Genomic DNA, 10,954 nt, shown 5'->3' with positions numbered 1-10,954 from the left:
TGGGCTCTTGTTACAGCTGGTACACCTGAGGATTTTAATACTTGTACTGTTAGTTGGGGCAGCATGGGCAACATGTGGGGCCTAGTTGGTAATGATATTTCCACAGTGACTGTGTATATTCATCCAGCTCGTTATACCCAAGAATTCATGGCGAAATATGATACGTTTACCGTTAGTTTCTTGCCTGAAAGCCAACGTAAGGCTCTTGGTTATTTAGGATCTCATTCTGGTCGTGACGAAGATAAGGTGGCTAATTCGGGCTTAACACCAGTTGCAGTAGATGATGGTGTCATGTTTGAAGAAGCAGAGTTAACTTTTGTATGCAAAAAGCTCTACGAACATCAATTCGATGAAGCACATTTAGCGGATAAAATAAAAGAGTATTATGCATCCAATCCTCCTGAATATACAAAAGCTGGCAGTGATCGCTGGGAACCACACTATATGTACATCGGCGAAATAGTTGAGGCTATAGAGAAATAGACAATCTATGTAATATACAAATAAGGCAGTCCATCAGGACTGCCTTATTTGCATTATTATTTTTTCAAAAGGAGAAAGTGAGACGGTATTTACTACCTGTATTAATAATAACATAGAGTATGAGTACAAAATGCCACATGATAATGATGCAAATTCTTAGTTGTTTGAGCAAGGTTTTATGGTGTAATTTACACTAGATTTTATGGTGTAAATTACACTATATTTTTTTTGTAATTTATCAAAATAAGTCATAAAATTGATGAAAAATCAGTATATATGAGCCGACAGTGAGGAATAGCTTATATAGTGGGTTCTTTCATTGAGAACTACTATAAATTGTATATTTTGATAAAATTTTATGAATTTTAACCCCACAAAAAGTGCAAAATCTGATATAATAATAGTATCAAAAATAACTACGCGAATGCGTAGTTTTCTTATTTTGTGTTTGGCGTAGGTAGTCCCATGAGTGTAGTGAAGCCCTTATTATGGCTATTAGAACCGTATATCGTATATAAAGCCTATTTGTGGGCGCTCCGCTTTATAGCTCATCCATTGACGTGGGAAGGCGAGATAGACTTATTCTCCTTGACCTTAACGGTGCTGCTCATCCTTGATGCGGTGGCGTTGCCCTTGGTGATTTTGTATTGTCCAGGACTCAATCCTAGAAAACGTATGCCCGACTGGATTGTCCGATTAGGTACACCTATTTATATCGTCCATAATTGGCTTGATGGCAAGGTGGGCGGCGGTACGTCTACACCGATTGTATGGCTCCGCAGAGCCTTACATTCACTATTGCTGTTTATCTATTATCTTGTGCCGTTTTATGTGGGCGGTCATCTCGTGATGGGCCTCGTGGTAGCGCTCATGTATGATGTCCTCGTCTGGGCCCATGGAGGTGTGTAGTGGCTACTTGTGAATGGCCGACGACGCCCTTGTATCAGGCGTATCACGATCATGAGTGGGGTCGTCCTATTCATGATGATCGATTGCAGTTTGAACATCTCTGTCTTGAAAGCCTCCAATGTGGTCTCAGTTGGCTTACGATTTTGAATAAACGAGACATCATTCGAGGCTGTTTTGATCACTTTGATATTGATGCGGTTGCTGCTTATGGTGAAAGCGACATAGAACGGATTATGGAGACTGAGGGCATGCTCAAGTCTCGCCCTAAAACTGAGGCTATTATCAATAATGCTTCTGCTTTTAAACGTATTCAAGATGAATTTGGTTCGTTTTGCAACTATATCTGGGCTTTCACAGGTAATAAAACAATTATTTATGAAAGCCATCCCGATGGGCATGTGCCAGCAAAGAATGGTCTGTCTACACGGATTAGTAAGGATCTAAAGAAGCGCGGGTTTAAGTTTGTAGGCCCCGTTACTATTTATTCCCATCTACAAGCCAGTGGCCTTATCAACGATCACGGTAAGGACTGTCCTTGTTTTGACGAGATTAATAAGACCGCAGATATTGTTCAATTGCCTGTAGACGCTGAGGATTAATACAGGTTGTAACGTATTTGTATAATCGTTAGTTAACAATAGTTTTTATACATGATTGGTTTTACAAAATTGAACTTGTGTTAAACCGCACTTTAAGGTGTACACTATAGTCGATGGAAAGATAGCGTTCCATCATATGTCGGCCCGCTTTATACAAACACATATATTCTCTCTCTCCAAAGCGGGTCTCTCATATACTTCTCTCTCAAAGCTATAAACACAACATGAAGCCCCTATCCTTCACGGGATAGGGGCTTTTTGCTATATGTTTTTATCTAGGGCCATATAACGGCATAGATTAGTTGTATACCACGATAAATTGATTTATTTCGATATAGTTGATATACTGATGATGAAATAAAGTATTACTTTCACAATTCAGAAAGGGAAATATATGATTGGTTTGGGCACGGCCATTAACATTGGCCTCATCATAGCCGGCAGCTTGTGCGGCCTCGCATTTGGTCGGTTTATGAAAGAAAATTTGAAACAGACGCTCATGATGGTGAGCGGCATTATTGTTCTCCTCCTCGGGATGAGCGGTGCCATGCAGTATATGCTAGTCATCGTGAACGGAACGATACAAACGACGGGGCCTATGCTGATGATCATTAGCATGGTGGCAGGCGCCGTAATTGGCGAGCTTATCGACCTTAACCGTTGGATTACTGTATTTGGCGACTGGGTGAAAGCCAAAACTGGTAACACTGGTGATCCGCAGTTTACGCACGCCTTTATTACGGCATCCCTTACGTTTACAGTGGGAGCCATGGGCGTACTCGGTTCTATTCAAGACGGCTTAACGGGTAATTACCAAACGCTCTTATTAAAAGGTATCCTCGACGGTATCATCGTTATGGTTATGGTATCCTCTATGGGGAAGGGCGCGTTGTTCTCCTTTATTCCTGTAGGGATTACTCAATGGATTATTACCGCTATGGCACACATCGCAGCACCGTTGATGACACCGAGTGCCATCGATAACCTATCCTACGTGGGCTCTATTCTGATCTTCTGCGTCGGTATTGACCTCATCTGGCCTGGTAAAATCCGCATTGCGAACCTATTACCAGCCATCTTTGTAGCTATGGGGCTTACATTCTTGCTCTAATGTAAATCGTATTATGAATACTAAGAAAAATAATATATAGATTTTATAAGAGACCTATATTCTCTAACCTTTCACTGCTGTACTTTGCACATGAGAGTCTAGAGAATATAGGTCTTTTTATATTTGTAGCCATTATAAAAGTTAGTACTAATATTTGCTGATCTTCAAGTGATGACTAGAAGTAGATACATTCCGAAATAGGTGACCAATAGAGTCAGAAGAACAGTAGGATTTGAGTGCTGTTTTAGAGAAATCTTTTACCGAAATCATTTATAGAATAAAGTTATTCCACAATATACCTGAAATACAGGTATATATTATTGAGTTATACCTGTAAAACAGGTATAATCAAAGGAGAGGTTCTATGATTATCGGATTTAAAGATAAGGAAACAGAAAAGGTTTACCATCAGAGTTTTTCTAAACGCTTTTCACCGTTTATACAAAGATTAGCTCTTCGTAAGCTAATATTATTAGATAATGCTGAATCGATACAGGATTTAAGGTGGCCACCTGGTAACCGATTAGAGTTATTGCAAGGCAATCGCTTTGGCCAGTATAGTTTACGGATTAATAGCCAGTATAGATTATGTTTTAAAGTGAAAGATATTAATAGTTTTTATGATGTAGAAATTATAGATTATCATTAATAGAGAGGGAATATATATGGACAAGTTTATTCCAACACCTACCATCAGTGAAATATTGAAAGAAGAGTTTATGGAGCCATTAGGACTATCTGCATATCGATTAGCTAAAGATATACATGTGCCTGTTTCGCGTATTCAGGAAATCTTGAATGGGACACGAGCTATTTCAGCAGACACCTCTCTACGTTTAGCTAAATACTTTGGTGTTTCTGAAGGATATTTCTTGCGGTTGCAGATGGATGTTGATTTACGTACCGCAAAGCATAGTGCAGGGATGGAGGAAGTATTAAGCTCTATTGATCATTGTAATGCATTAGAACCTGTAGACTGTCAATGAGATATTGATAATTTTCGATATATTTGGTACACTTAACTTATAAATATATCGTTATAACATTATGTATTACTATAAGGAGACGCTATGTTATTTGTTGAATATCCTAAATGCACAACATGCAAAAAAGCAAAGAAATTCTTAGATGATCATAATATTAAATACACAGATCGTGACATTAAGTCTGAAAATCCTACAGCTGAAGAAATTGCTGCGTGGTATCCACAATCTGGTAAAGATTTAAAAGCATTCTTCAATACATCTGGTATGATTTATCGTGAACAACAATTGAAGGATAAATTACCAAACCTTAGCGAAGAAGAAAAACTCGCTTTATTAGCATCCAATGGTATGCTTGTGAAACGTCCTATCTTGGTTCTTGAAGACAAAGTACTCGTTGGCTTTAAAGAAGCAGAATGGATCGAGGCGTTGAAGCTCTAATTTCATATTAGTTAACCGAAAGAACAGGTCCCTAAAAGCCTCCATAGCGAGCTAAGTCGTTTTTAGGGACCTGTTCTTTCTACGTCTAATAAAGAAATAAGAGCTTTCAAATAAAGCTCATAGCTTTGAAGTCATTTTTATAAATTTATTCTTTTGGTACTACATAAAGAAATTGTAGTTCTTTATCATTTATCGAAAAAAATGATTTGTATATAATTCGCATATTTTGTATAATGGTTACATTGTAGATATACCCCTATGGGTACATAGATTTATCAAATAATTTAGGTTCATAGGGTTTTGAATTAATTTAGGTATAGAGAGTTCTGAATTAATATTGTGTTGTTTTTGTTTTATTTCCGGAGTAAGTAAGGCCGGTTCTAGTGTATAGAGGTCTATATGAAATTTTTACAGTCTTTATCGGCGCAGGTGTCGTTGTTCACGCAAGGTGCTATTTTGGCGCTAGGTGTTTTATTTATTCTATTAGATGCCATCACAGAGTCATTCAATCCTGTTATTGACTTGGCTTGGGTGACGGTTCTCGTTTGTGGTTTGCCGCTGCTCATTAATAGCGTTCAAAGTATTTTGAAGCATTTAGAGATCCATGCTAATTTCCTTATTGTTGTGGCCATGGTAGCGCTCATTTCCATTGGCGATTATCATACGGCGGCCTATGTGGGCCTCATCGTACAGGCTGGCTTTTTCTTGGAACAGCTTATCACAGGCGAGTCACATTATACCTTAGATGATGATATGCTTCCTGCCATGCCATCTCAACTCGTTGCTATGCGTCAGGGCATTAACAATTATTCATCTGTTATTGTTGTGGCTGTATTGCTATTATCTATGGGTTCCTTTGCATTGACACAGGATTTCATACATACTGTAACCTTGTTATTGGTACTATGCCCGTGTTCCTTGGAGCTTATCTTAGTGGCGCTCATGATGGGCTCTCTTGTGGATGATGCATCTCCCGTATCAGAGCTTTCAAAAGGAACAAAGCAGTCTCATTTAGGTTTACTCATCGTGTCCATTGTATTCCATATCGCCATTATCGGTGCTGGTGTATTTGGCTTCATGGATCCTGTTACGGCTGTTGCGTTGCACGGATTGGCGCGACTTGGTCTCGTGTATAATTTGAAAGTTCTCAATAGTTCTTTATGCGTAGCATAGAATGTAGTGCAGTGTATAGTTTTAGACATAATAAAATCCCCTAGTAACGATGTGTTACTAGGGGATTTTTGTGTTCAAACAACTGTTAGTTGTAGATTACTGTTCTTTTGCTTGGGATTTATCACCAAGTGTGAGAAGTAGGAATACGATAGCGAGGATACATGCACCAACGAGGGCTACGAAGCCGCCATCCCAACCATAAAGGTCAACCATGAGACCCATGAAGGCACCAGCACCAGCGGAACCGATGAGGTAACCAAGAAGGCCTGTAAGACCAGTAGCACCACCTGTTGCTACCCGTGGTACCATGTCTGCTGCTTGAAGGCCGATCATCATAACAGGACCGTAGATGAGGAAGCCGATAGCGATAAGTGCTAAGTTATCGATAAGGATATTGCCTGCTGGGTTGAACCAGTAAACGAGGATTGCCAAGATAACGAATAGCATGAAGCAGATAGTAGCTGGCGCACGGCGGCCACGGAATACACGGTCACTCAAATAGCCGCTTACGAGCATGCCTGGAATACCAGCCCATTCGTATAAGAAGTAAGCCCAACGGGAACCTTCTTTTGTAAAGCCTTTTACAGCTGTCAAATAAGTAGGAGCCCAGCTTACTACGCCATAACGGATGAAGTATACAAAGATATTTGCAATTGCAAGATACCATAAGTATTTGTTATGCAAAATATATTTGTAGAAGATTTCTTTGAAAGTAGTTTTATTTTCATCGCTTACTTCAGCTGCTACTGGTTCGTGTTTGTATTCTTCGATAGGTGGCAAGCCACAGGATTGAGGTGTATCTTTCAACAAGAAGAATGTAACCACAGCTAACACGATAGAAATAAGAGCAGGGAAGAAGAAAATACTATGCCATGTACCAAATAGATAGATACCTAACGTAGCAAGGGGTGCGATGATACCGCCACCAAGGTTGTGGGATACGTTCCACCAGGACCACCAAGCGCCGCGTTCAGAACGGGAGAACCAAGTTACCATATTTTTCGCATATGGAGGATAGCCCATGCCTTGGAACCAACCATTTAAGAAGGCGAGCACGCACATGATAGGAATACTGCTTAAAACACCAGGTAAGGTGCCGAATAATAACATAACTAAAGCACTGAGCAATAGACCTACTGTGGAGAAGTATTTTGGGTTAGAGCGGTCAGACGCATTACCCATGACAAATTTACTTACGCCGTACGCTACGGATAAGAGGGTCATGACAATACCAAGATCCGCTTTAGTGTAACCGTACTCAGCAATCATGTACGGAACAGCCAAACTAAAGTTTTGGCGGATCAAATAGAATGTAGCATAACCAATAAAAGTACCTGCAAAGACTTCTTTGCGAAGACGTTTGTAGGTGGAATCGATTTGCCCCTCTGGTAATCGTTCAATATGAGGAGCTGGAGAGAAAATCGACATCATCACACATCCTTTCTACAAAATGTCTTTTTTATCATACCATGTATGACTAAAAGTCGACTATGTTTTATTTTTAATTATGATAAATAGTTATTTTAACGCACCATTATAGGTATTTGGCATAGGCTGAGTGTTATTAAAAAATCTATTGTATGGCGATAGTCTTCTTGTAAAAGCAGCTTGCAAACGCGTATTTGAAGGGTAATTAAAATTTATTTACTGATTTGATTGATAACGCGTCATGAGCTAAACCTAATATAGTCAATAAAATAGCGCTATCTATTCCGAACAAAACTCAATTAGAGTTGTGGGATAGATAGCGCTTTTGTGTTGTATATTAATTATGAATATATTTATATACGTACGTGAATATATTGATTTTATGGTCTCAATTAATCAATATATGTTACAGGATAGCCTTTCGGTTCGATTTCGCGGCGGTTAAGACCGTTTGGTAAGTCTGGATAGCCAATAGCAAGGCTAGCATATACTTTTTCACCTTCTTTAAGGCCTAGTTCACGCATTTTAGCTTGGATGCGCTCATTGTCTTGGAGGTGACGGATTTGGTTTACCCAGCAGCTGCCAAGGTCGAGCTCGTTGCAAGCAAGCATCATGTTTTGCATAGCACAAGACACATCGGCAAAGTTGTTTGCATAGCTTGCTTGGCTTGCTAGTACGATGAGAGCCGGTGCACCATAGTTAAATACAAACTTGCCTTCAGCGGACATTTTAATGATGTTCACCATGTATGGCAATGTATTTTCCGTAATCGGCATTTTGCCGTATTCCTCTTGCACAAGCGTTACTAGTTCGTTGAGCACGTCTTGATTTGTGATGACCATGAAATGTGTTAATTGTGTATTGCCACCAGATGGGGCACGGCGACCCGCGTCGAGTACTTGGTCGATAAGCTCACGAGATACTTGATCTGCTTTAAATTTACGCGTACTATGACGAGTTTTAATACATTCTAAGGTATTCATGAGGACCTCCTAAGACAAATGGGATTTGGTATAGAATTTCTTTTATTATACTACAAGAAAAAACTAGAAGAGGCCACATTTTACTAACTAGCTAATTAAACCAAGTATATTGACAAAAATAGATATAGAGTTTACAATATTAATTGTATAAAATTATATTTTTAGCTTTTGGTTTTATTGAGTATTCATATGTGAGCAGCTACTTAAAGTTTTAAATCTATATAGCTTATTATAGAAGGAGAATATTATGAATTTACATGGTATTGCAAAGGGGAAATCCTTTGAAAAAACTATTGAGATGTTAAAGAACGCAGAAATTAACGGTGCTAATCAATATTTCACCATGTATTTTTTAGCTAAAGAGCTTGGTTATGATGCAATTGCTGATGCAATCTATAAAAATGCTGCAGAAGATGCAGCACATGGCGGAATTTATAGCCATTTATTAGGCGATGGTCCTGCTACAAAGGAAGACTTCATTAAGATGGTCATTAATTTCTACAAGGCTGAAGTGTCTGCAGATACGATCCTTACGAAATTAGCTGATGAAGTTCGCAATTCTAATGAAGAGGGTGCTCATAAAATTGCTGAATTAATTGAACATTCTATTCCAGAAGAATTAGATCATGCTAAACGTCTTGAAGAAGCCATGTCCGCATGTGGTATTGAATTCTAATATAAAAAAATCTTATTAATAGGTTCACAGCTTTATGGTGTGATTTCTGCCCATAAATTCTATAGAAGCGCTCATTTTTTAATAAAAAAGAAAAAATATATTAATTAATTGACAAATTTAAAAATATCTGAACAAAGTAGGTTTTTTACGTTGACTGCTTGCTGTAGAATTGTGTACAATTAATTTGTAGATTATTGTGTGCATATGGAGGTAGAATATGGCAGAAATTGGCGTACTGGAAGGTTACAAACATAAAGAAGATGTACCTGATGCAGAGTACATGAAATTAGACAACCAATTGAGCTTCCCACTTTATGTAGTGGCGAAGGAAATTGTTAATGCATATCGCAGTCACTTAGATCCGTTAAATTTGACATATACTCAATACATTGTAATGATGGCATTGTGGCAATATGGTGATTTGTCCGTTAAAGAACTAGGTCAAGTATTGCGCCTTGATTCTGGTACATTAACACCACTTTTAAAGAAATTAGAAGCTAAAGCATTCTTAAAGCGTAAGCGTAGTCGTCAAGATGAACGTGTCGTTATGGTAACCCTTACTGATACTGGTAAAGCATTACGTGACGAAGCTGTTCATGTACCGCGCCGCTTGTCTGAATCTGCAGGTCCGATTTTCGATGTAGAAGAAACGCGTCAATTGCGCATGTTGCTTAACAAATTGTTAGACGCAATCGATAACGCTAATGCTAGAACAGCAGAGAAGCTTAAGCGCTAATGTAGTGTAATTTAGTAAGATCTCATATGCATCATTCTCTAATTTAATATATCTAATATTTTCATAAAATGTGATATACTATACATATAACGTATTGTACTGAGGTCATGTGAGAGTATGACCTGTTCGTGAGATGCCGTTAAGGCAAAAGGAGAGCATTATGAATAAAAATTTATTAGGCGCATTTGTATTAGCCGGTACATTATTAGTTGGTGGTGTTGCTAATGCAGCAAACTGGAATGGTTTAGCTAACTATCCAGAGGTTCCAAATAGTGCAAATGGTTCTGAAACATACTTCTTTGATAAAGCATCCCAATTCAGTGGTATTGATAGTAGCCGTAACTACGTATTCGGTATCAATGTAGTGAACATGCATAACAACCAATATGGTGAAGCTACATTGTTCAAATACATTGTTCACCCAAGCTTGCATACTGTATATCGTTTCTCTCCAGATGGTCAAGCGTACCAAATCACTCCTGGTTCTAATGAATACAACATGTTCTTGGCTGCTTGGAAAGAAGTATACGGCACTGATTTCTCTTTCCCAGCTTTATAATTTGATGGCGCAAGCCGTAATAATTACATAACTATTGCTGGTGAAAGCTCCTTTGGGCTTTCACCAGTGTTGTTTATGGAGGTTTCCTATGTCTAAATCTGAATTTGCTCAAGCCTATACGGAGCGCATGTTCCCAGATATTGCAGCCCCTGCAGGTTATATTGACCCTGAGTTTGAAGTATTGTTTGATAATTTTGCCTTTGACGAAGTTATTACCGAAGAGGGTCGCAATGTGCCTGCCAAGGATCGTTTCTTGGCTATCCTTGCCACATTAGTGGGTGTATCTGCCGTCGATGAATATGCGTTGATGCTACCAGCAGCACTTAACTTTGGCTTGATTCCCGATGAAGTAATAGAGCTCCTTTATCAAGCGGTACCTTATCTTGGCATCGGTCGTGTACGCCCATTCTTTAAGGTAACAAATAAGATTTTTGACTATCGTGGGGAAACTGTTGTGGATCCGTCTCGCAGTACAATCACTAGTGAATCTCGCCTTGAAAAGGGCGTTGAAAAGCAAGTTGAAATCTTTGGTGAGTCTATCCGTAATTCTTACCAAGAAGGTCCTGAAGAGACACGCCACATCAATAAGTGGCTTGCTAATATGTTTGGCGACTACTACACTCGTAAAGGTTTAAGTGTGGCTCATCGTGAAATGATTACCTTCTGTTTCTTGGCGGCTCAAGGTGGCTGTGAACCTCAATTAAAGGCTCACGTAGAAGGCAACTTAAACGTAGGCAACAGTAAGCAATATTTGATTAACATCGCGTCCCAATGCGTGCCGTACATCGGTTATCCACGTACATTGAATGCCCTTCGCTGCATTCAAGACGGCTACACCGCATGGGAAGCAAAACAATAAAGGAGTTTTATGTT

Annotated in this window: 14 protein-coding genes; 12 read left to right on the top strand and 2 right to left on the bottom strand. The window is 39.0% G+C overall.

What is annotated here, in order from left to right; all coding sequences use genetic code 11:
• The 8 genes from QZ055_RS05485 to QZ055_RS05450 all read left to right on the top strand — a co-directional run.
• A partial coding sequence (locus QZ055_RS05485) for a flavin reductase family protein (protein WP_295825164.1) occupies positions 1–483 on the top strand: 483 nt, incomplete at its 5' end.
• Between the two features lie 465 nt (positions 484–948).
• A complete protein-coding gene (locus QZ055_RS05480; protein ID WP_039968845.1) occupies positions 949–1,392 on the top strand; it encodes a hypothetical protein in 444 nt (147 codons plus the stop codon).
• Positions 1,392–1,991 (top strand): DNA-3-methyladenine glycosylase I, encoded by a 600-nt coding sequence (locus QZ055_RS05475; protein WP_295825163.1) that lies wholly within the window; start codon positions 1,392–1,394, stop codon positions 1,989–1,991. The genes QZ055_RS05480 and QZ055_RS05475 overlap by 1 nt, the downstream gene beginning before the upstream one ends.
• Positions 1,992–2,385: 394 nt before the next feature.
• Entirely contained in the window at positions 2,386–3,102 is a 717-nt protein-coding gene (locus QZ055_RS05470; protein WP_005384954.1) for a DUF554 domain-containing protein, read from the top strand.
• 364 nt (positions 3,103–3,466) lie between these two features.
• Complete coding sequence (locus QZ055_RS05465) at positions 3,467–3,751, top strand: type II toxin-antitoxin system RelE/ParE family toxin (protein ID WP_005384956.1); 285 nt, start codon at positions 3,467–3,469, stop codon at positions 3,749–3,751.
• 16 nt (positions 3,752–3,767) lie between these two features.
• Positions 3,768–4,088, top strand: coding sequence for a HigA family addiction module antitoxin (locus QZ055_RS05460; protein ID WP_105089947.1), 321 nt, complete (start codon positions 3,768–3,770; stop codon positions 4,086–4,088).
• 84 nt (positions 4,089–4,172) lie between these two features.
• Positions 4,173–4,526 (top strand): Spx/MgsR family RNA polymerase-binding regulatory protein, encoded by a 354-nt coding sequence (locus tag QZ055_RS05455; protein ID WP_005384960.1) that lies wholly within the window; start codon positions 4,173–4,175, stop codon positions 4,524–4,526.
• Positions 4,527–4,925: 399 nt separating this feature from the next.
• Positions 4,926–5,699 carry a hypothetical protein gene (locus tag QZ055_RS05450; protein WP_105089946.1) on the top strand — a complete coding sequence of 258 codons (774 nt, stop codon included), beginning with the start codon at positions 4,926–4,928 and terminating at the stop codon, positions 5,697–5,699.
• Between the two features lie 96 nt (positions 5,700–5,795).
• On the opposite strand, the gene pgtP is transcribed toward QZ055_RS05450, so the two are convergent.
• Positions 5,796–7,127, bottom strand: coding sequence for a phosphoglycerate transporter protein PgtP (gene pgtP / locus QZ055_RS05445; protein WP_105089945.1), 1,332 nt, complete (start codon positions 7,125–7,127; stop codon positions 5,796–5,798).
• A gap of 392 nt (positions 7,128–7,519) precedes the next feature.
• Positions 7,520–8,110, bottom strand: a complete 591-nt coding sequence (locus QZ055_RS05440; protein ID WP_295825160.1) for a nitroreductase — start codon at positions 8,108–8,110, stop codon at positions 7,520–7,522.
• Between the two features lie 247 nt (positions 8,111–8,357).
• On the opposite strand from QZ055_RS05440, the gene QZ055_RS05435 reads away from it, so the two are divergent.
• From QZ055_RS05435 to QZ055_RS05420, 4 genes are all read left to right on the top strand, one after another.
• A complete protein-coding gene (locus QZ055_RS05435; protein WP_295825158.1) occupies positions 8,358–8,786 on the top strand; it encodes a hypothetical protein in 429 nt (142 codons plus the stop codon).
• 217 nt (positions 8,787–9,003) lie between these two features.
• Positions 9,004–9,522: a MarR family winged helix-turn-helix transcriptional regulator gene (locus tag QZ055_RS05430; protein ID WP_295230882.1), complete on the top strand. Its 519-nt coding sequence runs from the start codon at positions 9,004–9,006 to the stop codon at positions 9,520–9,522.
• Positions 9,523–9,682: 160 nt separating this feature from the next.
• Positions 9,683–10,081, top strand: coding sequence for a hypothetical protein (locus QZ055_RS05425; RefSeq protein WP_105089942.1), 399 nt, complete (start codon positions 9,683–9,685; stop codon positions 10,079–10,081).
• An 88-nt stretch (positions 10,082–10,169) separates the two neighbouring features.
• The gene (locus tag QZ055_RS05420; RefSeq protein ID WP_155087044.1) at positions 10,170–10,940 is read left to right on the top strand and encodes a carboxymuconolactone decarboxylase family protein; all 771 of its coding nucleotides are present in this window, start codon (positions 10,170–10,172) and stop codon (positions 10,938–10,940) included.
• Positions 10,941–10,954 lie beyond the last annotated feature (14 nt).

Origin of the sequence: uncultured Veillonella sp. (genome assembly GCF_905209685.1) — a bacterium.
Classification (GTDB): Bacteria; Bacillota; Negativicutes; order Veillonellales; family Veillonellaceae; genus Veillonella.
This window is presented reverse-complemented; position numbering and strand designations above follow the sequence as displayed.

Excerpts from the sequence above, each read along its gene's own strand:
- QZ055_RS05480 (WP_039968845.1), top strand. The coding sequence starts at position 949 with ATGAGTGTAGTGAAGCCCTTATTATGGCTATTAGAACCGTATATCGTA.
- QZ055_RS05470 (WP_005384954.1), top strand. The coding sequence starts at position 2,386 with ATGATTGGTTTGGGCACGGCCATTAACATTGGCCTCATCATAGCCGGC.
- QZ055_RS05465 (WP_005384956.1), top strand. The coding sequence starts at position 3,467 with ATGATTATCGGATTTAAAGATAAGGAAACAGAAAAGGTTTACCATCAG.
- QZ055_RS05460 (WP_105089947.1), top strand. The coding sequence starts at position 3,768 with ATGGACAAGTTTATTCCAACACCTACCATCAGTGAAATATTGAAAGAA.
- QZ055_RS05455 (WP_005384960.1), top strand. The coding sequence starts at position 4,173 with ATGTTATTTGTTGAATATCCTAAATGCACAACATGCAAAAAAGCAAAG.
- QZ055_RS05450 (WP_105089946.1), top strand. The coding sequence starts at position 4,926 with ATGAAATTTTTACAGTCTTTATCGGCGCAGGTGTCGTTGTTCACGCAA.
- pgtP (WP_105089945.1), bottom strand. The coding sequence starts at position 7,127 with ATGTCGATTTTCTCTCCAGCTCCTCATATTGAACGATTACCAGAGGGG.
- QZ055_RS05440 (WP_295825160.1), bottom strand. The coding sequence starts at position 8,110 with ATGAATACCTTAGAATGTATTAAAACTCGTCATAGTACGCGTAAATTT.
- QZ055_RS05435 (WP_295825158.1), top strand. The coding sequence starts at position 8,358 with ATGAATTTACATGGTATTGCAAAGGGGAAATCCTTTGAAAAAACTATT.
- QZ055_RS05430 (WP_295230882.1), top strand. The coding sequence starts at position 9,004 with ATGGCAGAAATTGGCGTACTGGAAGGTTACAAACATAAAGAAGATGTA.
- QZ055_RS05425 (WP_105089942.1), top strand. The coding sequence starts at position 9,683 with ATGAATAAAAATTTATTAGGCGCATTTGTATTAGCCGGTACATTATTA.
- QZ055_RS05420 (WP_155087044.1), top strand. The coding sequence starts at position 10,170 with ATGTCTAAATCTGAATTTGCTCAAGCCTATACGGAGCGCATGTTCCCA.